This window comes from Hyalangium ruber (assembly GCF_034259325.1).
Lineage (GTDB): Bacteria > Myxococcota > Myxococcia > Myxococcales > Myxococcaceae > Hyalangium_A > Hyalangium_A rubrum.
The window spans coordinates 86,196-109,244 of the sequence record NZ_JAXIVS010000004.1; the positions used below are offsets into that span (position 1 = coordinate 86,196).

At 69.8% G+C, this 23,049-nt stretch carries 18 protein-coding genes; 5 read left to right on the forward strand and 13 right to left on the reverse strand.

Annotated features, from left to right (window positions below):
* Positions 1-216 precede the first annotated feature (216 nt).
* Positions 217-5,223, forward strand: a complete 5,007-nt coding sequence (locus tag SYV04_RS12615) for an ATP-binding protein (RefSeq protein WP_321545973.1) — start codon at positions 217-219, stop codon at positions 5,221-5,223.
* Here the strand turns inward: SYV04_RS12615 and SYV04_RS12620 are convergent.
* The 3 genes from SYV04_RS12620 to SYV04_RS12630 form a co-directional block, all read right to left on the reverse strand.
* Positions 5,195-6,037, reverse strand: a complete 843-nt coding sequence (locus SYV04_RS12620; RefSeq protein ID WP_321545974.1) for a class I SAM-dependent methyltransferase — start codon at positions 6,035-6,037, stop codon at positions 5,195-5,197. The genes SYV04_RS12615 and SYV04_RS12620 overlap by 29 nt on opposite strands.
* 309 nt (positions 6,038-6,346) lie before the next feature.
* Complete coding sequence (locus tag SYV04_RS12625) at positions 6,347-7,195, reverse strand: alpha/beta fold hydrolase (RefSeq protein ID WP_321545975.1); 849 nt, start codon at positions 7,193-7,195, stop codon at positions 6,347-6,349.
* Between the two features lie 150 nt (positions 7,196-7,345).
* On the reverse strand, positions 7,346-7,846 hold the full coding sequence (locus SYV04_RS12630; protein ID WP_321546547.1) for a GspE/PulE/PilB domain-containing protein: 501 nt from the start codon (positions 7,844-7,846) through the stop codon (positions 7,346-7,348).
* A 261-nt stretch (positions 7,847-8,107) separates the two neighbouring features.
* Here SYV04_RS12630 and SYV04_RS12635 point away from each other — a divergent pair, with 261 nt between their 5' ends.
* Complete coding sequence (locus SYV04_RS12635) at positions 8,108-10,051, forward strand: S9 family peptidase (protein ID WP_321545976.1); 1,944 nt, start codon at positions 8,108-8,110, stop codon at positions 10,049-10,051.
* A 99-nt stretch (positions 10,052-10,150) separates the two neighbouring features.
* On the opposite strand, the gene SYV04_RS12640 is transcribed toward SYV04_RS12635, so the two are convergent.
* Positions 10,151-10,489 (reverse strand): hypothetical protein, encoded by a 339-nt coding sequence (locus SYV04_RS12640; RefSeq protein WP_321545977.1) that lies wholly within the window; start codon positions 10,487-10,489, stop codon positions 10,151-10,153.
* A 264-nt stretch (positions 10,490-10,753) separates the two neighbouring features.
* Between SYV04_RS12640 and SYV04_RS12645 the strand changes: the two genes are divergently transcribed.
* Together SYV04_RS12645 and serA are read left to right on the forward strand one after the other, a co-directional pair.
* Positions 10,754-11,131, forward strand: coding sequence for an STAS/SEC14 domain-containing protein (locus SYV04_RS12645; protein WP_321545978.1), 378 nt, complete (start codon positions 10,754-10,756; stop codon positions 11,129-11,131).
* Between the two features lie 76 nt (positions 11,132-11,207).
* A complete protein-coding gene (gene serA / locus SYV04_RS12650) occupies positions 11,208-12,458 on the forward strand; it encodes a phosphoglycerate dehydrogenase (RefSeq protein WP_321545979.1) in 1,251 nt (416 codons plus the stop codon).
* Positions 12,459-12,464: 6 nt separating this feature from the next.
* Here serA and SYV04_RS12655 read toward each other — a convergent pair whose 3' ends face one another.
* From SYV04_RS12655 to SYV04_RS12665, 3 genes are all read right to left on the reverse strand, one after another.
* On the reverse strand, positions 12,465-13,868 hold the full coding sequence (locus SYV04_RS12655) for an FAD-binding oxidoreductase (protein WP_321545980.1): 1,404 nt from the start codon (positions 13,866-13,868) through the stop codon (positions 12,465-12,467).
* 58 nt (positions 13,869-13,926) lie between these two features.
* Positions 13,927-15,345 carry a vWA domain-containing protein gene (locus SYV04_RS12660; RefSeq protein ID WP_321545981.1) on the reverse strand — a complete coding sequence of 473 codons (1,419 nt, stop codon included), beginning with the start codon at positions 15,343-15,345 and terminating at the stop codon, positions 13,927-13,929.
* 124 nt (positions 15,346-15,469) lie between these two features.
* Positions 15,470-16,765 (reverse strand): AAA family ATPase, encoded by a 1,296-nt coding sequence (locus SYV04_RS12665; RefSeq protein ID WP_321545982.1) that lies wholly within the window; start codon positions 16,763-16,765, stop codon positions 15,470-15,472.
* An 85-nt stretch (positions 16,766-16,850) separates the two neighbouring features.
* Between SYV04_RS12665 and SYV04_RS12670 the strand changes: the two genes are divergently transcribed.
* Positions 16,851-17,627, forward strand: a complete 777-nt coding sequence (locus tag SYV04_RS12670) for a hypothetical protein (RefSeq protein ID WP_321545983.1) — start codon at positions 16,851-16,853, stop codon at positions 17,625-17,627.
* Between the two features lie 3 nt (positions 17,628-17,630).
* On the opposite strand, the gene SYV04_RS12675 is transcribed toward SYV04_RS12670, so the two are convergent.
* From SYV04_RS12675 to SYV04_RS12700, 6 genes are read right to left on the reverse strand one after another with little or no spacing between them, the layout of a single operon-like run.
* On the reverse strand, positions 17,631-18,113 hold the full coding sequence (locus tag SYV04_RS12675; RefSeq protein ID WP_321545984.1) for a hypothetical protein: 483 nt from the start codon (positions 18,111-18,113) through the stop codon (positions 17,631-17,633).
* 18 nt (positions 18,114-18,131) lie between these two features.
* Positions 18,132-19,184, reverse strand: coding sequence for a COG1470 family protein (locus tag SYV04_RS12680; protein WP_321545985.1), 1,053 nt, complete (start codon positions 19,182-19,184; stop codon positions 18,132-18,134).
* Complete coding sequence (locus SYV04_RS12685; RefSeq protein ID WP_321545986.1) at positions 19,184-19,702, reverse strand: phage tail protein; 519 nt, start codon at positions 19,700-19,702, stop codon at positions 19,184-19,186. Before SYV04_RS12685 ends, SYV04_RS12680 begins: the two co-directional genes overlap by 1 nt.
* Positions 19,689-22,283, reverse strand: a complete 2,595-nt coding sequence (locus tag SYV04_RS12690) for a putative baseplate assembly protein (RefSeq protein WP_321545987.1) — start codon at positions 22,281-22,283, stop codon at positions 19,689-19,691. The genes SYV04_RS12685 and SYV04_RS12690 overlap by 14 nt, the downstream gene beginning before the upstream one ends.
* Positions 22,280-22,711 carry a GPW/gp25 family protein gene (locus SYV04_RS12695; protein WP_321545988.1) on the reverse strand — a complete coding sequence of 144 codons (432 nt, stop codon included), beginning with the start codon at positions 22,709-22,711 and terminating at the stop codon, positions 22,280-22,282. The genes SYV04_RS12690 and SYV04_RS12695 overlap by 4 nt, the downstream gene beginning before the upstream one ends.
* The gene (locus SYV04_RS12700; RefSeq protein ID WP_321545989.1) at positions 22,708-23,049 is read right to left on the reverse strand and encodes a hypothetical protein; all 342 of its coding nucleotides are present in this window, start codon (positions 23,047-23,049) and stop codon (positions 22,708-22,710) included. Before SYV04_RS12700 ends, SYV04_RS12695 begins: the two co-directional genes overlap by 4 nt.

Below are 23,049 nucleotides of genomic sequence, written 5' to 3' on the forward strand. Positions count from 1 at the left end.
GCGTCAATGACGTCTGGCTGTCTGCCCCCCAGGCAATCACCGCCAGTGTCCCCTGGAGGGGGGTGGATCCGTTCGGTCTTTGTTGATCCCCGAGTCAGCGGGCACGGGTCCTGGCTGCCTCCCCTTGGCACGGACCCATACGACACCAAGGTTGTCCCAGGGACGCACAGCCGACCGCATTGCCCTGGCGATGCGATGGGAGGGCGAGGGCAGCGAATGTCAGAGGGCTTTCCACAGGTTGGCGCCAGTCCCGGTGAACCGCTGCCCGGGCGGCGGCTGGGGAACCGCTTCGAGCTGCTTCAGCGCCTGAAGACGGGTCGAGGCATTTCGACCTGGCTGGGGAGCGACCTGCGGAGCGGGGGCCGGGTCGTCATCAAGGTCACCTCCACCACCGCCCTGGCCTCGGCGACGCGGCAACGGCTGGAGCACGAGGCGGCGGTGCTGGAAGAGCTGGACAGCAGCTTCGTGGTGCCCGTGCTGCACCTGGGCGTCTCCAACGAGCTGCTCTATCTGGTGACGCCCTACATCCCGGGCGAGTCGCTGCAGGAGCGGCTCACGCGCGGCAGCCTCACCCTGCCCGAGGTGCTCACGCTGGGCCAGTGCATGCTGGCGGCCCTGGCGGAGGCCCACCGACACGGCGTGCTGCACCGGGACGTGAAGCCCGCCAACATCATCATCGAGGGCCAGCCGCTGGAGCGCGCCACGCTGGTGGACTTCGGCCTGGCCCGCAGCGAGCGGCTGGACCCGTCGCTCCGGGACCTGCCCGTGGGCACCGCACGCTACCTCTCGCCCGAGCAGGCCGGGCTGCTCAACCGCCCGGTGGAGGCCACCTCGGACCTGTACTCGGCGGGCATCGTCCTCTTCGAGGCGCTCTCCGGCCGCCCCGCCTTCGATGGTGGCTCGGTGGGAGAGGTGCTGCGCCAGCACCTGGCCGCGCGCCCCAAGCTGCGCAGCGGCGGGGTGGAGGTGCCCCGCGCGTTGGAGGAGCTGGTAGGGCGGCTCTTGCAGACCGACCCGTCCGACCGCTACCAGTCCGCCGAGTCGGCGCTGGCGGACCTGCGCGCCCTGGACGAGGCGCTCTCGCACGGCGAGGCGGAGCCGGAACTCGTCACCGGCGCGCATGATCAGCGCCGCAGCCTCACCGAACCCTCCTTCGTGGGCCGCCACGAGGAGCTGGCGTTGCTGGAGCGCGAGCTGGAGCGCACCCGCTCCGAGCCGGGCCGGCTGGTGGTGGTGGAGGCCGAGTCCGGCGGAGGCAAGAGCCGGCTGATCGAGGAGTTCTCCGCGCGCGCCGTTCACCACCGGGCGTGGGTGCTCCAGGGGCAGGCGGTGGATCAGGCCGCGCTGCGCCCCTTCCAGCTCTTCACGGGCGTGGCGACCACCATCGCCGCGGCGGCGAAGGAGAAGCCCGCGCTGGCCGAGACGCTGCGCCAGCGACTGGTGGGCCAGGAAACGGCGCTGTGTACGGTGTTACCGCAGTTGGAGCCGATGCTGCGCCCCGCTCCGCAGCAGCACCTGGGCCCCGAGTCCTTCGGCGAGCACCGCGGCATCCGCGCCCTCACCTCGCTGCTGGGCGCGCTGGGCACGGAGGCCGAGCCGGCGGTGGTGCTGCTGGATGACTGCCAGTGGGCGGACGAGCTGACGCTGCGGGCGCTGGAGAGCTGGCAGCAGACCGCCGAGCAGAGCGCGGGCCACACCATGATCGTGGTGTCCTTCCGCAGCGAGGAGGTGGGCCCCGGACACATGCTGAGGCGGCTGAAGCCCAGCGCCCACCTGCGCCTGGCAACCTTCGGCGCCGCCGAGGTGGCCCGCATGGCCGAGTCCATGGCGGGCGCCCTGCCACACGAGGCCACGGAGCTGGTGGCGCGCCTGTCCGAGGGTAACCCCTTCATGGCCTCGGCGGTGCTTCACGGGCTGGTGGAGGATGGCGCCCTGGTGCCCAGCCCCGATGGCTGGCAGGTGGACGCGGCTGCCATGGCGCACGTGCGCTCCTCGCGCCAGGCGGCCTCGTTCCTGGTGCGTCGGCTCAAGCGGCTGCCGGCGGACTCGCTGCGGCTGCTCTCGGTGGGCGCGGTGCTGGGCAAGAGCTTCGGCCTGGAGCGCGTGGCCTCCCTGTCCGGCACTCCACGAGAGCGGGTGACCGTGGCCCTGGCCGAGCCTCGCCGTCGCCACATGCTGTGGGAGGACACGCCGGACCGCTACACCTTCGTCCACGACAAGCTGCGCGAGGCGCTGCTGGGGCTCCTGGGGCCCGAGGAGCTGAAGGAGCTGCACCGGCTGGCGGCGCGCGCCATTGCCTCCAGTGCTCAAGCGGACCCCTTCGAGCTGGCCTATCACTTCGACGCGGCGGGCGAGTACACCCAGGCCCTGCCCCACGCCCTGGTGGCGGCGGAGCGGGCACGGCAGCAGTTCGCCCTGGAGACGGCGGAGCTCAATTACCGCATCGCCGAGCGCGGCGCGGAGGGCGCGAACACGGACACCCGCTACCGCATCACCGCGGGGCTGGGCGATGTGTTGATGCTGCGTGGCCGGTACGAGGCGGCCCAGCAACAGCTCGAGCTGGCGCAGAGCCTGGCGAGCGATCGGGTGGAACAAGCACGCACCTGGGCCCGACTGGGAGAGCTGGCCTTCAAGCGCGGCCGTGGCGACGAGGGCAACGCGGCGCTGGAGCAGGGGCTGAGGCTGCTGGGGCGCTGGGTGCCCGGCAGCAACGCCCTGCGAGGGCTGGGCGCGGTGTGGGAAGTGGCCGTGCAAGCGGGCCACACGCTGCTGCCCAGGCTCTGGCTGGCGCGCCGCCCGCTGGACCACAGCGAGGAGGACCTGCTCGCCGTCCACCTCTACAGCCGCCTGGCCTACGCGTACTGGTACCACCGGGGGCGCATGGCGGTGCTCTGGGCGCACCTGCGCGAGCTGAACATCGCCGAGCGCTACCCGCCCACGCCGGAGCTGGCGCAGGCCTACTCCGAGCACTCGCCGGTGGCCACGGTGCTGCCCTGGTACGAGCGCGCCATCGACTACGTGTCCAAGTCCCTGGCCATGCGCCGGGAGATGGGCGACGTGTGGGGCCAGGGGCAGTCGCTGCACTTCTACGGGCTGGCCATGTACTGCACCGGCCGCTTCGAGGAGTGCATCGAGCGGATCCGCGAGGCCATCCGCCTGCTGGACCGGACCGGGGACCGGTGGGAGGTGAACAACGCCCACTTCCAGATGGCCATGGCGCTGTACCGGCTGGGCCGGCTGAAGGAGGCCCTGAGCTCCGCCCAGCAGTTGCACCGGGCGGCGCTGGCCATCGGAGACCGGTACGCGGTGCGGCTCGCCCTGGAGGTGTGGGGCAAGGCCTCCGGGGGCCGCATCTCCCGGAGCCTGCTGGAAGAGGAGTTGGGCAACCCCGGCGCCGATCCCCAGTCCCGCGCCGGCGTGCTCATGTCGGAGGCCATCCGCCAGCTCCACGAGGGAGACGTGGAAGGCGCGGTGACGACGCTGGAGCAGGCTGAGCGCATCGTCGAGGGCTCGCACCTGCGCTCCGAGTACGTGGCGCCCGTGCCCGCCTGGCTCACCACCATGCTGCGCCGGCGCCTGGAGGGCGTCTCCGCGTTCGCGCCGAAGCGGCGCGCGCAATTGCTGGAGGAGGCCGAGCGGGTGGCTCGCCGGGCGCACCACGTGGCGCGCACCTACCGCAACAACCTGCCCCACGCCCTGCGCGAGCGGGGCCTGCTGGCGGCCATGGCCGGCCACCCCCGCAAGGCCCGCCGGTGGCTGGAGCAGAGCCTGCGGCTGGCCGAGAAGCTGAAGATGCGCCACGAGCGCGCCCAGACGCTGCTAGCGCGCGGTCAGGTGGGCAAGGAGCACGGCTGGCCCGAGGCGGCCGAGGACCTGAGGACCGCCACCCGGGAGCTCCAGGAGATGGAGCAGGGACTGAGCGAGGAGTCCCACAACCCCGGCGCCACGCCCGAGCGGCCAGAGACGCTGTCCCTGGTGGACCGCTTCCCCCGGGTGCTGGAAGCGGGCAGGCGCATCGCCTCGGCGCTCACGCGCGAGGCGGTCTTCGAGGCGGTGCGCCAGTCCATGCTGGAGCTGCTGCGCGCCGAGCACTGCGCCGTGCTGGACCCGACCGACGTGCTGCCCGAGGACGTCCGGGCGGCCGAGGGCGTGAGCCGTACCGCCATCGCCCGCGCGATGGAGACGGGCCAGCCCGCCATCATGGGGCAGGGCATGCCCGGCGGGGTGAGCGAGAGCATGGAGATGATCGGCGTTCGCTCGCTGCTGTGCGCGCCGCTCCAGGTGCGCGGCAAGACGGTGGCGTGCGTGTGCGCCAGCCACCGTCAGGTGGGCGAGCTGTTCGGCGAGGACGAGGAGCGGCTCACCGGCTTCATCACCACGCTGGCCAGCGTGGCGCTGGAGAACGCGGAGGGCTTCGAGCGGATGACGGCCCTGTCCGAGGAGCGGGGCCGGCTCTACCTCGAGGAGCAGGAGGCGGTACGCCGCCGGGACGACTTCCTGTCCATCGCCGCGCATGAGCTGAAGACGCCGCTCACCTCGCTCCAGCTCCACCTCCAGGGCCTCATGTCGCAGATGCGGCAGGCGGCGGTGCGGCCGCCACCCGAGCGCGTGGCGGCCAAGCTGGACTCGGCCAACCTGCAGACGCAGCGGCTGGGCAGGCTCGTCAACGAGCTCCTGGACATCTCCCGGGTGGCGCAGGGCCAGCTCCTCGGCAAGCTCGAGGACGTGGACCTGGTGACCCTGGTGCGCGGCATCATCGAGCGCTCGCGCGAGGCACTGGCGCGGGCCGAGTGTCCCGTGGAGGTGCGCGCCAGCGGCAGCGTGGTGGGACACTGGGACGCCATGCGGCTGGAGCAGGTGGTGGGCAACCTCATCACCAACGCCATGAAGTACGGGGCAGGCAAGCCCATCGAGGTGACCATCGAGGGTGGGCCCACCGACGCCCGCATCCAGGTGCGCGACCATGGCATCGGCATCGCCCCGGAGGACACCGAGCGCATCTTCGAGCGCTTCGAGCGCGCGGTGTCCGTGCGCCACTACGGCGGCTTTGGCATCGGCCTGTGGCTGGTGCGAGAGATCGTCCAGGCGCTCGGGGGGACGGTGGAGGTGGAGAGCACCCCGGGCCAGGGCTCCACCTTCACCATCACCCTCCCCCTGCGCAGCCCGGAGCAGCCCGTGGCGGGAGACGCCTTGCTCAGCGCCGAGTCAGCTCCAGGTAGATGACGTTCTTCTCGGTGTCCCGGAACATGTTGGTGGAGGCGAGCTGGAGCGGGTCGATGTCCAGCGTGAGGGCCTGCATCTGGTCCTCGTCGCGGTAGATGAGCCACCAATCCATGAAGGCCTCGAGGTAGCCAGCCTCGGGGCAGGTGGCGAAGTTGGCCACCAGCAGGCGCCCGCCCGGGTTGAGCATGTTGAAGAGGATCTGCGTCAGCCGCCGGGCCGTGTTGTCCGACAAGTAGTCGTACAGGCCCGCGGAGTAGGCGAGATCCAGGTGGCCGAACAGGGCGCGGCCCGTGAGCAGGGCGCGCACCGAGCCGCAGACCGGACGGATGGCGTTCTCCGGGTGCTGACGCGACACCTCGGCCAGGCTCATCGGATCCTGGTCGAAAGCGATGAACTCGCCAATGTGGTGCTCCTTGACGGAGCGGGCCAGCTCGGACTCGCGCAGGTGCCCACAGGCGACGGAGAGGATCCGCGGCATGTGGACCTGGGAGGCGACCTTGTCGATCTCCTGGGCCAGCAGCACGCGCCGCTCTCGCACGCTGCGAGGACTCGGCTGCTGGTACATGAAGCGGTAGATATTCGTGCCCGGGTGGAGGTGCAGCTCCTCCTCGATGCGCTCCGCATACAGGTAGTCGATGAGCGCGGCGTCCCCCGCGTAGCCGCGCGGCCGTTCATAGCCATGGCGGGTGAAGGGACATTGGTGGAGCAGCTCGCGCAGCGGATGCACGCGAGCGACTTCCAGGCAGAAACGGCGCCACTCCTTCCGGTTCCACTGGTTGCGCATGTGGAAGAGGCCGTGATGCAACAAGAGCATCCCGGCTTGGACATCTCCTCCACTGGCAAGCTGTCGGTGAACTGCGTCGAGCCAAGCTGTCGCACGTCCAAGTCTGTCACTCAGACTTGCCCAATCAGAGACGGGTGCGACCAGCGCATTACGCCTGAGACCTCGAATGAACTCAGGCGTCTGAAGCAGATGAGGGAAGGGATCGTGCATCAACCCGCACAACTCAGAACCCCTATGTGTGCCATTCCTCGGAAGCAGGCTGGCGAGGCGTGCGCCTCCTGAGCAGCCAGCATCCTTGGCGACCGGCATTGCCCACCCGGGCAGGTGAGCAGCCGGCGACTAAAGCGGGAGGCTGGCCCAGCGCTCGAAGGGCGGGCGAGCAGGCGCGGCCAGCCCCTCCAGGAAGCGCTCGATGGAGCCATTCACCAGCTCGGGCTCCTCCAGGTTGGACATGTGGCCCACGTGCGGCAGCCGCACCAGCCTCGAGCCGTCGATGCGCGTGTGCAGCACCTCGGCCATCTCCGGCGTGGTGATGGCATCCTCTTCGCCCACGACGATGAGCGTGGGCGTGGTGATGCGCGACAGCTCTTCGGTGACGCCCCGCCGGGTGATGACGCCGTGCATGGCGCGCCACACGTCGCGCGGGTTGCTCACCAGCTGGCGCCGCAGCTCTTCGCGCTCGGCGGCCCGCGACGGATCATTGAGGAAGGTCTTCCCGAAATAGATCGCCATGAGGCGATCCACCACGGGGCGCAGACCCAACCAATGCGTCGTCGTTGACAGCAGCAGGTAGCGCGACAGGTTCCACAGCGACTCCGAGGCCGCCGAGGTGTCCAGCAGCACCAGCGAGCGCAGCAGCTCCGGGTGGCGCGCCGCCACACGCAGCCCCACGAAGCCGCCCTGGGACAGGCCCACGAAGTGGCAGGGCGCCAGCCCCAGGGCCTGGATGAGCGCCACGGCGTCTTCGTAGACGGTCCGTAGATCGATCACCTTCCCGGGTGGCGCCTGACTGCGACCCTGACCGCGATGGTCATAGGAGATACACCGGTAGCGGCCCTTCAGGGCCTCGACCTGGCGGGAATAGAGGTGCGAGTTCCAGAGCAACCCGTGGCTGAAAACGATCGGCTCGCCGGGCCCTCCGGTGTCCTCGTAATAGAGTTGCACGCCGCGAATGGACAGAAAGGGCATGGATGTCGAGGATAGGGAGTCAACCAGGAAGCGGAACCCCGGGAGCACATCCGAATGTTTCCCGGGGGGAAGCCTTCAAGCCCTCTCCCCCTCGATTGCCGTGCGGCAAGACGCTGGAGCAAGCAGCCGGGCCCCAGCGCACTCCGAACCCTAGCGGGTGACGTCCAGCCGGAAATCCTCTTCCGGCGGCAGCTCGATGGGCTCGATGTAGCGGCCGGCGATGACGCCGTGACGCCGCAAGGCCCGCTCGATGTCCTCGCGCAGCGCGAGCACGGGCACCACGTGGAAGCCGGTGGCGAAGCTCACCTCGTCGATGAAGGCGAGGTTCTCCGGCTGGTGCGTCGCGATGTAGAGCGAGCCGCGCGAGCCCCCGGGCTGATGACGCAGGGGCAGGAAGAAGAGGCGGCCCAGCACCTCGGAGGACACCGTCTGCACGATGGAGGCGGGCACCTTGTCGAGCTGCTCCGCGCGGATGAACGGCACGTTCAGGTGACCGGCCAGCAGGCGCAGGAACTTGTCCGGCGGAACCATCTTCAGATCCAGCACCGCCTCGCCAAACTTGTACTTCCAGCGGGCGTGGTGCCACAGCGCCGTCTGCACCTGCTCGGGCGTCAAAGCACCGTTGTGTACCAACCACTCCCCCAGCCGCATCCTGCTCACAACGCCACCCCCCTTGAGACCGCCAAGGAGCCAATGCGCATGGCATGCCATGGGAGACCCCAGGCAATTCACAGGGTTGCGACCTCTCTTTCTCAGGATGCGGAAGGATTTTCCGTGCGGACCCTCCAGGATTTACGGCCCGCCCGCGCAATGGCGCCTTTTTACGTTCGTACCTCCGCTCACGCTGCGCCACAGTGCGCACACTCGCGGGTCCTCTCGGGCCCGCTGCTTCAACGTCCCCAAGGAGGTTGCATGTCGTCGCTCGTCTCCCGAGTGGTCGCCGCCGTGGCGCTCTTGCCCGCGCTGGCCCTGGCCGCTCCTCCCGCCACGAAGCCGTCCACGCCGGCAAAGCCCACGGCGCGGCCCTCGAAGCAGTACACGATCGAGCAGTTCATGACGACCACCCTCTACCGGGGTGCCTCGTTCTCCCCGGACGAGAAGAAGCTGCTCTTCTCCTCGAACCAGAGCGGCATCTTCAACGCCTACAGCGTGGCGACGACGGGCGGCAAGCCCAAGGCCCTGACCCAGTCCAAGACGGAGAGCACCTTCTCCGTCGCCTACTTCCCCAAGGACGAGCGCATCCTCTACACCCGCGATCAGGGCGGCAACGAGAACAACCACCTCTACGTGCGCAGCCTGGACGGCAAGGAGAAGGACCTCACCCCGGGCGACAAGCTCAAGGCCCAGTTCGTCGGCTGGAAGTCGGATGACTTCTCCGCCTTCTACGTCACCACCAACGAGCGGGACGAGCGCTTCTTCGACCTCTACAAGTACGACGCCAAGACGTACGCGCGCACCCTGCTCTTCCAGAACCCCGGGGGCTACGAGTTCGCCGACATCTCCCGCGACGAGAAGTGGATCGCCCTCGACAAGCAGCGCACCACGGCCGACAGCGACATCTACCTCTATGACGTCGCCAAGAAGGAAACCCAGCACATCACCGCGCACAAGGGCGTGGCCACGTACACCGCCGCCTCGTTCGACCCGGCCTCCAGCGCCCTCTACTTCCTGACCAACGACGGCTCGGAGTTCACCCGCGTGGCGAGCTACACGCTGGCCGACGGCAAGGTCGCGGACGTGGAGAAGGCCGACTGGGACATCATGTACACGTACTTCTCCCAGAACGGCGCCTACCGCGTCACCGCCATCAACGAGGATGGCCGCACCACCATCCGGCTCCATGACGTGAAGGTGGGCAAGCAGGTGGCGCTGCCGCAGCTGCCCGCGGGCGACATCACCGCGGTGAACATTGCGCGCAGCGAGAAGCGGATGGCCTTCTACCACAACGGTGATCGCTCCCCGAACAACATCTACGTCTACGAGTTCGCCACCGGCAAGGCCACGCGGCTGACCAACGCCCTCAGCCCCGAGGTCGACGCGGAGGATCTCGTCGAGGCCCAGGTGGTGCGCTTCAAGTCCTTCGATGGGATGGAGATCCCCAACATCCTGTTCAAGCCGCACCAGGCCACGGCGGAGACCAAGGCGCCCGCCCTCGTCTGGGTGCATGGCGGCCCCGGTGGACAGACGCGCAAGGGCTACCACCCCTTCATCCAGTACCTGGCCAACCACGGCTACGTGGTGCTGGGCATCAACAACCGCGGCAGCTCCGGCTACGGGAAGACCTTCTTCACCGCCGACGACCAGAAGCACGGCAAGGAGCCGCTGCGCGACTGCATCGAGGCCAAGAAGTACCTCTCCAGCCTGCCCTACGTGGACGGCAGCCGCGTCGGCATCATCGGCGGCAGCTACGGCGGCTACATGACGCTGGCGGCGCTGGCCTTCCACCCGGACGAGTTCAACGTGGGCGTGGACATCTTCGGCGTGTCCAACTGGCTGCGCACCCTGGAGAACATCCCGCCCTACTGGGAGTCGTTCCGCGAGGCGCTCTACCAGGAGATCGGCGACCCGAAGACGCAGGAGAAGATGCTGCGGGAGACCTCTCCGCTGTTCCACGCCGACAAGATCAAGAAGCCGCTGCTTGTCATCCAGGGCGCCAACGACCCGCGCGTCATCAAGCCCGAGTCGGATGAGATCGTCCAGGCGGTGCAGAAGAACAAGGTGCCGGTGGAGTACGTGGTATTCCCCGACGAGGGCCACGGCTTCACCAAGAAGAAGAACGAGGCGGAGGCCTACGCCCGCACGCGCACCTTCCTGGACCAGTACCTGAAGAAGGCCGCCCCGGGCGCGACGAACTAACCGGGCGGAAACGAGAGCGGCGGAGCCGGACTCCCATTCGGAGCCAGCCCCGCCGCGCTCACTTCGAGGTGCGATGCTCGGACGGACCGAGCGTCGCTGTCAGGCCTTCAGCGGCTTCACGGCCGCCGGGCACTCCCAGTACGTGTACTCGCAGGCCTCCGTGCTCGACTCGCACGGCACCTTCACGAGGGTGACGAGCTCGCACGGGTGGCTGAGCTCTCCGGGCCCGGCGGGCACCAGGTCGGGAGGCGCCGCCACCCCGCCACTGTTACCCGCGGGAGCCGGGCTCACCCGCCCCGCCCCGCGCCCCTTGCGCGAGGCCCCGCGCGAGTCCTGACGGTTCTCCTGCGACGGCGGCCCCCACAGCGTGGACACCACCGGCAGCAGGCCCGGCGCGATGCCCAGCACCGCGCCCAGAACGTACAGCTTCGTTCGCATGAATCCCCCTTGCCGGTTGAGACCGCCTCAGCGCCCCTCTGGCGCTTCGGCTCCGGTCCAAGCGGCAAGGACGTAACTACCAGGGAGGTCTGACATCCCTGTCCGAGCTTCCAGGGCGTTTTCCCTCGGACACCCTCGTCCTTTCGTACCTTTCCCGAGCCCTGCCGACGCATTAGGGGAGTCGAACTCCGCGCCCACAGCGGGTTAGGATGATCAGCTACCCCTGCGCTTGTCAGCCGGTTGTGGTATGGGGACTTCGCATTCATGCCCTTCCAGATCATCGTTCATCAGCCAGAGCGCATCCTCGAGGTCATCTACCCGCCCCAGCCCACGACGGCGGACCTGGACGACTACCTGGCGCGCGTGCGGGAGATCATCGACGGGCTGGGCGGCGACTGGAGCGCGCTGGTGGACCAGTCGCAGCTCCGGGTGATGCCCTCGCAGTGGGTGGCGGCGATGGCGAAGCTCAACGCCTACGCGCAGCTCAAGGGGATGAAGCGCTCGGCGCGCATCGTCTCCACGGCGGCCTCGGGGCTGCAGGCGTGGCGGATGACGAAGCAGGCCATGCTCAACATCCCCGCGCGCACCTTCGAGTCACGCCCCGAGGCGCTGCACTGGCTGCAAAACCCCGACGAGGAATAAGGGCGGCTGTGCCCCGGGGGACCAAGCCCGCGAGCGGAGCTTGACACCGTGGGGGGCCGCGTTTACGCGAGGAGTCATGAGCACACCCCGGTTCCCCAACCCGTCGGCTCCCATCAGCAACAAGGTTCCCCTCCGCGTCCTCCTGCTGGAGAACATCCACAAGTCCGCCGAGGTGCTGCTCTCGGCCGAGGGCTTCCAGGTGGAGCGGGTGGCGGGCGCCCTCAAGCCCGAGGAGCTGGCCGAGCGGCTCAAGGGCGTACACCTGGTGGGCATCCGCAGCAAGACGACCGTGCCCGAGAGCGCGCTGGTCCACGCGGAGAACCTGCTGGCCATTGGCGCCTTCTGCATCGGCACCAACCAGATTGACCTGACGGCCACCAACATCCACGGCATCCCCGCCTTCAACGCGCCCTTCAGCAACACGCGCAGCGTGGCGGAGATGGTGCTGGCGGAGGTCGTCGTCCTCACCCGCCAGCTGTTCGACCGCAGCCGCGAGGTCCACCTGGGCCAGTGGCGCAAGGTGGCCACGGGCAGCCATGAGGTGCGCGGCAAGACGCTGGGCATCATCGGCTACGGGCACATCGGCTCGCAGCTGGGCGTGCTGGCCGAGGCGCTCGGCATGCGCGTCATCTATTACGACGTGATGACGAAGCTGCCGCTGGGCAACTCGCGCTCGGTGCCCACGCTGGGCGAGCTGTTGGCCGAGTCGGACTTCGTCACCCTGCACGTGCCGGCCACGGCGTCCACGAACATGATGATCGGCGCGGCGGAGCTGGCGCGGATGAAGAAGGGCGCCTGCCTCATCAACGCCAGCCGTGGCACGGTGGTGGACATCCCCGCGCTGGCCGAAGTGCTGCGCTCCAAGCACCTGGGCGGCGCCGCGGTGGACGTGTACCCGGAGGAGCCCGAGACCAACAGCGACGGCTTCATCACCCAGCTCCAGGGGCTGCCCAACGTGGTGCTCACCCCGCACATCGGCGGCTCCACCGAGGAGGCCCAGGAGTCCATCGGCCGCGAGGTGGCCACCTCGCTCATCAAGTTCGTGCGCGGGGGCGCCACCACGGGCGCGGTGAACTTCCCGCAGGTGGAGGTGCCGCTGATTCCGGGCACCCACCGCATCCTCAACGTCCACCGCAACATCCCGGGCGTGCTGCGCGACATCAACCGCATCGTCTCGGACCTGAACGCCAACATCCACGCCCAGGTGCTGAGCACCGACTCCAACATCGGCTACCTGGTCATGGACCTGGACCAGGACGTGTCCGCGCAGGTGTGTGACGCGATCGCCGGACTCAACACGGACATCAAGACGCGCATCGTCTCCTGAGCCCGCTCAGGGGTCGACGATCTTCCCCGGGTTGAGGATGTTGTTTGGATCCAGCGCGCGCTTGAGGGTGCGGAGCAGCTCGAGCTCCGCGGGCGTGCGCGTATAGGAGAGGTAGTCCTTCTTCAGCAGGCCGATGCCATGCTCGGCGGAGATGCTTCCGCCGTGCTTGCGCACCAGCGCGAAGATGTCGTGGTCGGCCTGCTTCGTGTGGGCGAGGAACTCGGCCTTCTCCACCGTGTCCGGCTTCATCACGTTGACGTGCAGGTTGCCGTCGCCGATGTGGCCGAAGAGGCAGATCTCCCACGTGGGGTAGCGCGCGCCGAAGAACTGATCCATCTCCCCGCAGAACGCCTCCAGCGCGGCGATGGGCAGGGAGATGTCGTTCTTGTGCGGCAGCCCCGTGGCCGAGAGGCTCTCGCTGATGCTCTCGCGCAGCGCCCACAGCTCCGTGGCCTGGGAGGCGCTCTGCGCCAGCGTGCCGTCCGTCACCAGCCCGCGCTCGAAGAGCGAGCCCAGCCATGCCTCCACCGCCGCCGGGTCCGTACCTTCGGCCTCCATCAGCACATAGCAGCCGCTGGGCGCCTCGAAGGGTGAGCGCAGCTTGCGGTGGCGCTGCACCCGCGCCAGGCACTTGTCCGTGAAGAACTCGTAGGCCGAGAGCAGCAACGGGGCATGGCGCGCCTCCCGGAACAGCCTCAGCACCGCCGCCACGTCCGGCACCGCGAAGAGGAACACCTCCTGCTTGCCGGGCAGCCGCGTCAGCTTCAGCGTGGCCTCGGTGATGATGCCCAGCGTGCCCTCGCTGCCGATGAAGAGCTGGCGCAGGTCCGCGCCCGTGTTGTTCTTCTCCAGCGCGCCGTTGAGCTCCAGCACCTGCCCCTGGGCCGTCACCACCTGGAGCCCCAGCACCCACTGCCGGGTGAGCCCGTAGCGGATGACCTTCACCCCGCCCGCGTTGGTGGCGATGTTGCCACCCACGTGGCTGGAGCCCTTGGAGGCGAAGTCCACCGGCCACGTCAGCCCATACTGGGCGCAGTGCTGGTGTACCGCCTCCGTCACCGCGCCCGCCTGCACGCGCACCGTGTTGCCGAGCACGTCCACCGGATCCATCCGGTTCATCCGCCGCAGGGAGAGCACCAGCTCGCCCCGCGCCGCCACCGCGCCCGCCGCCAGCCCCGTGCGCCCGCCCGAAGGCACCACCGCCACCCGGTGCGCGTGACAGAGGGCCAGCAACCGGGACACCTCCTCCGTGGTGCGCGGGAAGGCCACGGCGGTGGGTGCGGGGGCGTACACCCGCGTCCAGTCCCGCCCGTACTCCGCCAGCTCACTCGGCTCGCGGGTGAGGAAGTCGGTGGGGAAGCCCTCGGCGATGGCTCGGAGGAAGGCGTCGGGGAGCGTAACGGTGGACATGCTCCAGGCGTATTGCACGCGCCCCGCGCTGACAAGCCGTCTGGTGCCGTTTCTGGCTTCAGGGCACCATCAACTCGGCGAGCTTGTGCGCCAGCTCCGCCTCGGCGCGCAGCGGCGCGTCCTCCAGCGCGTCCGCCTCTCCCTGCAGCAGGGCCGCCGTCTGTTGCGCCGCCTGGCGAGCCTCGGCCTTCTCACCGGCTTCCCACTTCGCGCACGCCTTCCGGGCGCCGAGGATGAAGTTGGTCAGCGCCACCGTCTTGCGCACCGAGCGCTGCGAGTACCACGTGGACGTGGACGCCAGCGGCTCGCTGCCCTCGTAGCCTGCGGTGAGGGTGACGGCCGGCGGCGCCTCTCCCTCCACCGGCTGGAACGAGAAGAGGTTCGTCACCAGCGACTGGTTGGGCGGCACCTCCCCACTCCCCGTCAGGCGCGCGAGGATGGCGCCCCGGTTGCGCGAGAGGAACACCGTAGCCACCTCCAGCGCCGCCTCGCTCGCGCCCGGCACGACGCCCGGCAGGCCGTAGACCGCCTCCACCCGGAAGCCCTCGGCCGGCTTCAGCGCCATCCGCAAGTCGTACGCGATGGGCGTCACCAGGAAGTCGAAGTCCTCGTCGAACACCTTCCGCGTCCGCTCAGGCCCGCTCAGGTAGAAGTAGTTCGCCCCGCGCACGGCGGAGATCTCCGTCACCAGTTCCTGCCCGAACGCGATGTTCACCCCGAAGACCGTCATGTCTCGGCCCTCCTTGGAGTTGTCTCGCAGCAGCTCCAGGAACCCGCCCTGGCCCGTGGCCCCCACGTTGGGCAGCGCGTCCGTGAACAGGAACAGCCGCCGGGCCCGCGCCGGGTCCACCTCACGCGTGGCCAGTTGCTTGAAGCCGTCACGCAGGCCGCACTCGATGCAGGTGCTGCCGTCGGGTTCGATCTTGGCGATGGCGCTCAGCAGCGCCCCGCGATCGCGCACCGGCGTCTGCTTCACCAGCGTGTCCACGCTGTCATCGAAGATGACCAGCGAGAAGGTGTCGTTCTCGTCCAGCTTCTCCACCAGCTTGCGCGCCGCCTCCTTCACCGCCTCCATCGGCTCGCCCTTCATCGAGCCGGAGTGGTCGATGACCAGCGCCACATCCAGCGGCTTGCGGCGGAAGGTGGCCCCGTCCACGTTGGAGGAGAAGCCCACCTGCACGAAGACCTCCTGGCGCCCCGTGTCGATGGCCGGCGCGATGGCCGTGGCCGTGCGCAGGCACAGCACCTGGTCACACGCGGCCCCCTCCAGCGGCAGGTCGTGCTCCGCGAAGAGCCCCTCGGCGACGAAATCCGCCGGCGCGGGCACCGTTCCCTCGGCGATCTTCCGGCGCGCCAGCGCGATGTCCTGCGCACCACCGGGGGTTGCTCCCAGGTCGCCGGGCGCAGAGCTCACGGGGACACCACAGCCAGCCAGCGTGAGCGCCGCCAGCAGCGCCACGAGGAACCTTCGCGTCATTTCAGCCTCCGGGGATGAGGGGAATGTTCGCGCCAAAGCAAGGCCCATTCCAAGCCCAACCCCTTGAACTCACAGCGTTGCGAGGCGCAAATGTCCCACCACCCCTGACAGCTGTGTCATGCGCTCAGGAAGCGGGCCAGGAGTCGAAGAGTCGCTCGGTGGCATCCAGCTGGGACCAGTCCACCTTGCCGCTCATGGAGCCGGTGCCGTGGACACGGGTGATGTGGATCTCCTTCCACACCGGGACGCCCGACGCGCGGCGTGCCTCCCACGCGGACCAGTACACCCCATCCGTGGCCTTCACCGCCCGGGCGAGGCACGCGTCGAACTCGGTCCCGGGAAGCCAGCGCAGTTCCTCCAACACCCAGGACACATCGAGGTTCACCCCCGCGGGCGCAGCAGCACCCGTGATGGCCTGAAACGTCTGGGTGCCACTCCCGACCGGCAGGAAGGAGACCCCCTCGGGGCGGAGGACCGCCCAGCCCGTACGCACCCGATGGCCCGGTCCCTCCCAGAGCACGACCTCGAAGAGGCTCACGTTCGACAGGCGCTGGCCGCCGCGACTGGAGCCGAGGAAGGGCGGCTGGCGGTGCATCTCCACCAGCGCCGCGAGCTTGTGCAGGGGCTCCACGTACCGGACGTGTACCCGGCGGTCACCCTGGACGCGCACGCTCCGCATGAACCGCTCCACCTGGACACCACCAGCCTGGATGGAGCGGAGGGACACCGACACTGGCTCGCCCAGCACGGGCCTCCAGACGAGCCGCTCGCTGGTGAGCCAGAACTCCCCCGCCCGCAGCGCGTACGTCACCAGGAGGCAGACGAAGGTGACCACCGTGATGAGGGCGGGTGTCGTCCCGCCCCAGAGGGACGCGAAGTGGACGAGCGGCAGGAACACGGCGATCAGCGCCGCCACGGGCAGCGGGAAGTACTCGTTGCGCTTCATCTCCAGCAGCCGCGTCTCTCCCGGTCCGGGAGCGCTCACGCGAGGTTCCCGGAGGACCGCTTCCAGGCGGACCAGGTCCTCCTCCAGCGTGGGAGGCCCCGAGGGCAAGGCCAGCTCGCCCAGCCGCTTCTGGACGAGCGCCTCCAGGCGGGCGCGGCGGGCCCCCACGTCCCGCAGGGGCTCCAGCGCGGGCAGGGTCTCCGGCCAGCCGGCGAGTTCCGCGCGCCGCCGGGCCCGACTCAGAGCCTCCGCGAGCTCCGCCTCGTGCTGGAGCACTTCCTTGGAAAAGCCCCTCCACGCACGCAGGCGGCGCTTCCAGCCGGCGCCCTTCAGCCGCCGCTCCAACACCGCGTAGCGCTTCTGGGCCGCCTCGATGACCTCCAGTCGACCTTCGAGCGTCCGACGCACGTCCTCCAGGGTCAGCTCCCGTTCAGGAGACGACGAGGACACCGGGGCTCGTAGTCGCTCGGACATTCGCTGTGGGGATCTTATCGAGGAGCGGAGGCTGCCTCCCTATCTTGTAGAGCCGCGATGTCTGAGGTGTCCGCTGGGGGGCAGAATGGACAAGCTGCGCAAGCCGTTCTTCATCGCCTCGCTGGTGTGCCTGGCGCTCACCGTGCTCGTCGAGGTGGGTGCGCCGGTCCTGCTGCCCACTCAGGCACCGGACCGTCAGGCGCTAGAGGCTTCCATCCGCGAGGAGGGCGCGCAGGACGACGTCGACATCAACGAGGTCCTCGAGGTCCAGAAGGAGAACCCACCCACGCCGGGACTCAGCATCCCCTATCTGGCCCTGCTGGATGCGCTGCTGCTGCTCACCCTGTCGCTGATGGGCGCCAGCCTCCTCATCCCCGAGCGTGTCCATGGGCGTGTGCAGGGGCTGGTGACCCTCATCGGGTCCATCGTCGCGCTGCTGGCGGGCATCGCCATGCTGTTCGCCGCCTTCGGGCTGCTGATGCTGATGGTGTCCCTGTTCCTCTCGGTGCCCTTCGGCACCATCGCCTATCTGGCGGTGTGGGGCTTCTTCAACCGAGGGGGTGCCAGCGGCACGCTCGGCCTGCTCATGCTCCTCAAGGTCGTGGCCGCGGTGTGCCTGGTGCTCGCCCACCAGCGCTTCCTTCAGAACAAAGGACTGGTGCTGCTGGTGCTCACCTCGCTGCTGGCCAACGCCATCGTCAGCTTCCTGCATGGGCTGGTGCCCATCGTGCTGGTGAGCATCACCGACGCGCTGGGCGCCATCATCGTCGCCATCCTCGCGCTCATCTGGGCCGTGGTGCTGCTCATCGGCGCGCTCGTCTCCATCGTAAAGGTGCTTCGCCTCACGCGCGTGGCGGCGTGAGCCTCACTGGAGCTTGACCTGGCAGGGCGTGGAGCCGGCGCCTGGGCTGCGGCAGGTGACGACCAGCTCGGCGCCCTCCTTCATCACGTCCAGCTTCCGGGGCTCCGTCAGCCGGTCCACCGAGATGGGGAGCGCGGGCTTGCCCTTGGGCGTGAACTCCAGGGCCACCGCACCCGCGCCCACGAGGACCACTTCCAGCGTACGGGCCCGCGCGCCCCCTTCCGCGATGCTCACCCGACAGGCCCTGCCCTGCACCACGCTCAGCACGCCGTTGGCGAGGGGGCAGTCGGCCTGAAGTTCCTCCGCCTTCACCGCGCGCGGCGGGAAGAAGCGCTCGCGCAACTTCGCGCGCTCCTGCTTCGACATCGAGGAGCGACCTTGCTTGGAGTTGTCCGTCGCGCCCAGGCCCACGCCCAGCACGTACAGGGCGATGCAGGCGAAGACCGCCAGGATGAGCACCACCGTGAAGGGCTTGGGAGCGGCCATGGCGTACACTCGAGCGGGCTACTGCGTGATGGGACTCCGGATGCCCCGTCGCATGATCTCCTCGTTGACCCGGGGGAAGACCCGGATCGGCATACAGCGCCCGGACACGCAGAAGAGCCCGCCCGTACACGCGGGAACACAGGGCACCGGAGCCTGCTGGCACTTCCCGGCCGAGCAGAAGCCGGAGATGCACACCGAGTTGTTCGAGCACTCCTGCCCGTCGGGCAGCAGGCACACCTGGTTCGTGTGGCACTGCGAGGGCGGACGGCACTCGTTGTTGTTCTCGCACTTGCCGTCATCGCGCGTGCAGCGCTCGTCCTTGCAGTAGAGGCTGGTGCATTGCCCGTCCCCCGTGCAGGCCTCGCCCGGCGCCAGCAGGCACGTGCGCGTGTTCAGCAGGGGGATGCACTTCTGCCGCGCCGGGCAGGTGTCTCCCGGGCCGCAGTTGCGCCCCAGCTCCGCCTCCGCGCACCGGCCCTCTTTGCAGCGGGCCGAGAGGCACTGCCCGTTCTCCTTGCAGCCCTTGAAGCCATCCTCGCCCAGGCACACGCCGCCAGCCGCTCCCGAGCACGCCAGCCCCTTGCCACACTCCGTCCCCTCGCAGGGCTCGCCCAGGTCCGGCCCTCCCCTTCCCGCGAGGATGGCCGCCACGCCGCCACCAATGACGAGCACGCCCGCCGCCAGCGCGACGATCCACCATGGGAACGCCTTCTTCACCACGGGCGCCGCTTCCGGAACCACGAAGGCCACCGTGGGCCCGTCGGCGTACTGCTCGTCCGGGTTGGCCACGTTCGTCACCAGCACGTGGAAGGTGTAGCGGCCCGGCGGCGTGCCCGGAGGCACCTGCAACTTCACGATGTACTGCTGCGTCCCGTCCGGCGCGAGGTCACGCTCCGCCTCCCCGGCGATGGTCGCCCACTCGGGGCGCGCCTGCCCGGCCATCATCACCGTGGCCCGCGCACGCACCGGAGCGCGCAGCGCGTTGGACACCGTGAAGGCCAGCTCTCCCTGCCCCGAGGCACTCAGGTTCACCGACTCCGTTGCGGCCGTGATGTCGAAAGCGCGTGGCATCAGCTCGCTCCTGGCTGCGGGAGCTGCGTGAAGTGCAGCTCGTAGGTGACGTAGGCGGGCTTCTCCATCTCGATGATCCGCTCCAGCATGGGCCGGTGCGGCTCCAGCTCCGCCGGGGCTCGCACGCGGATGTGGAAGGGCCGGGGCAGACCGTCAGGGCCGAGCACCCGCTCCTCCAGCTCGAAGTCCCGGCGGCCCGTGGCGGTGGACAGGAACAGCAACAGCCCGCGCGCCGTGCCTCGCCAGCGCGACAGCTCCACCCCCGCGGCCACCAGCTCGCGCAGGCGCCCGAGCCCCGTCGTCACCGGTAGATCCAGGTCCACCCAGTGCGCCAAGAAGGGCACGAAGCGCTCCGGTGCCCGGCGGGGGTCGAAGAGCGCGTCCAGGTTCTCCAGCACCGCTTCCGAGGGCGCGTGGAGCGCCTCCATCACGGCCAGCATCGCCGCCAACGGGCCGCCTGGGCGAGCGGTCCGCTGGAAGACGCCCGGCAGCACCCGGAGGATTTCAGCGCTCTTCATCGTCCGTCACCACCTCCAGCTCGTGGGAGCCGGAGCACAGGAGCCAGGTGGGCGGCAGCGTCACCTTCTCGGTGAACTCGCGCGTGGAGACGGGCTCGTAGCGCTCGCTGCCCTGGGGCCGACGGAAGACGCCGCTCGGGCCTCCCGCCAGCAGCGGCGCGCCCTGTGGCAGAGCGGCCAGCGCGTACACGGGTTGGAAGAGGCGCTCGGCCTCGCGCAGGGGCAGGCCGCTGCCCACGTCCGGCCGCTGCCAGGTGGCGTTGGGGCGACTCGCGTCCTGCCACAACACCCCCACGCGGTGCGAGCCGGCGTAAACGGTGGCGCCGGAGAATGCGAGCGCCAGACAGCTTCCTCCGTCCCAGCCCTTGTCATAGGCGCGCCAGCCGTCCGGTGGATCCGCGCTCCCCAGGAGCTCTCGGCTCACGCAGCCCTTGCCCGGATCCGAGCCGCTCGCCGCCGCCAGCCCTGCCCAGAGGAAGGCGCGGGGCCCGTCGCGCTGCACCTCCAGCACGCGCACGTCCTGCCCGCGCAGCCCGATGTGCCGGAAGGTGCCGCTGCTGCCTCCGCCACTGGAGAGGAAGACTCCCGTCTGCCCCATCCCCGCCACCGCCACGCTCACCCCGCCGCGCACGTTCAGGGCGGTACACACGGCGAAGAAGCCCAGGTCCTGGTTGCTGGGGTCCACCAGCACCTGCAGCGGCGTGGCACCGGGCCGCATCGCCAGCTCGAAGAGGCCCACGCGCGTGGCGATGAGCAGCACTGGAATGCCCTCGCGCATCGTCCACGCGAGGTCCTCCACCGTGTCCACGGTGTGGGTGGACTTGTCCCACGTCTCCCCGCAGTCCCAGGAGACATGGACGCGTGAGCGTTGCTGCGTATCGCCTACCAGCCGCGCCGCCACTGCCACCAGCCCTGCGCGCGCCGGGTGCGCCTCCACCACCTCTACCTGCTCTCCGGGGAAGCGGCCCGCGGGCTCCCAGCCGTCTCCCGCGTTGACGGAGCGGAAGAGCGTCGTGTCTCCACCCGCATAGAAGGTGTCCGGCTGGAAGTTGTCCGCCGCCAGGGTGCGCACCTCGCGCGGCACCTCTTCCACGCGCAGCCGGACCCGGTCCACGTAGCTCACCCCCGGCTCGGACAGGAGGATGTCGTAGACGTGCGAAGCCCGGAGCGCATGGCCGAAGCGCCACCCTCCGGGCCGCAGCGGCGAGGGCAGCGGCGTGAGGGTGCGGTAGAGCCGCTCCAGGAGGCGCTCGCGCAGCGCCCCCGTGTCCTCCGCCCGGTGCGCCACCACGCGCGCCACCACGCTCATGACCTTGTTGCGCGCATACGTCACCCGGATCTCCGTGCCCAGGGGCTTGCGCTCCTCCAGCTCCCGCTGGATGCGCGCGCGCGCTTCCTCCGTCTCGTGCTCGCGCAGCCGCTCCACCGTCACGCCCTCGCCGTAGCGGCCCTGCACTTCCGGGGGCAGGTGCGGCACCAGCAGCACCTCCACCGTCCCCGCCGGGGCGTGTTCCCAGATCTGCGCCAGGGTGATGGCCTTGGCGCGCGCCACCGCTCCCGAGGCTCGCAGCGCCAGCAGCTCGAAGTCCTCCGCCGTAACGGCCCGCCGCAGCGAGTGCAGCTCCTGGGGTCCGCGCACCAGCGCGTTCTCCACCGTCTCCGCCGGGCGCCCGCCCACTGCGGGCCGGGGGTTGCTCACCTTCACGCCAGGGATGGGATCCTTGAGGACCTCCAGCGCGTTCGCCGCCACGTTTCCCGCCGCACCTCCGCCTCGGCGGTACCAGAGGCGGATGGCGCGCCCTGTGGCAGGAATGGCCGCCAGGGCTTTCGCCTCGCCCAGGGTGCCCTGCTCGGTGGACATCCGCGCCGAGGGCGCGAAGGTGATGGTGCCCGTCATCCGGTCCACCACGTAGGCGGGCTCGTTCGGAGGCAGGTAGGCGAAGTCCTCCACCTCGCGCCAGATGCGATAGGTGCGCCCCTCGTGCTTGCGCGCCGGGGCCCGGCCATCGAGCTCGGAGGGCTCTGCCTCCACGCCCACCACCAGGTCGAGCGAGTCGCCTGTGGGAGCAACGATGGGTGGCCGGCGCGCGCGCACCGAGAGACCCGGCTGGCCGGTGCCCTGGCCTACCAGCTCCGCGTCCACCTGCTCGCAGTGGTAGGCCAAGGCCTCCACCTCGCTCTGTCCCGGGAGGATGCGCGCCGCGTCCGCCGTGAGGAAGACCACCGGCTCGGCACCCGCGTCCGCGCGGGACAGGGTGACGCGCGTGCCCCGGGGAATGTCCACCGGGCGCTCGGCCGGACGGCTCACGCTGAAGATCAACGCCACGGAGGCGGCCGCTGGCGGCTGGAGGCGCACTCCCAGGAGCCGGAGGAACTCCACGTACGCCTTCTCCGGCAGCCGGTTGAGCCGGTAGAGCATCGTCTCCGTCAGGTGCGCGAAGGCCTCCAGCAGCACCATGCCCGGATCATGCGGGCTCAGATCGGTCCACTCCGGGCACGCCTGCACCAGGCGCGTGCGCGCCTCATCGACGAGCTGCTGGAAGGTCCGGTCATCCAGGTGTGGGGACGGGAGCGAGGTCATCCGGGGCCTCCCGTGAGCGTCAGCGCGTAGAGGAAGCGATCTCCCCGCCCCGTGGCGCGCACCCGGTACTCCAGGGTGACGTCCAGCCGGAACGCATCCTCGGGGTTCCGGCCGGCTTCGACCTGGAGCAGTTGGATTCGCGGCTCCCAGCGCTCCAGCGCGCGACGTACGTAATAGATGGCGAGCCCCGCGGTGGTTTCGTCGTTGGGAGAGAAGGTCAGCCGGTGCAGGTCGCAGCCGTACTCCGGACGCATCACCCGCTCGCCCGGCAGCGTGGTCAGCAGGAGCAGCACGGCCTGGCGGATGGCGGCGTGCTCCTCCACCATGTCGATGGCGCCCGTGGGTGCGAGGCGCAGGCCCGGATGCTCCTCGCCCATGTCGAGGTCCGGGTGCAGGAACCGCCAGGCACGATAGCGGGGCGCGCTCATCCCGCCTCCGTCACCAACGTCTGCCCGGGGGCGTTCACCTTGTACTCCACCACTCCGGGAGGCGTGCCGTCCGTCAGCCCGCTCAGCGTGTCCAGGCAGATGTGCCGCCCGTCGATGCGGACGAAGTCGGAGTAGCCCACCTTCACCGCCAGCGTGTTGGTACACGGCTTGATGGTGGGGCCGATGTTGGGGCACCCGGCGATGGGCCGGCCCTCGGGGTCGGCGCGCACCAGCACCGGCCGCCCTTCCACCGTGACCCAGGCCTGCGAGGCCACGAGTCCCACCTTCCCCAGCTCGTGGGCACACACCACCAGCGCGTCGACGGTCAGCAGGCGCAT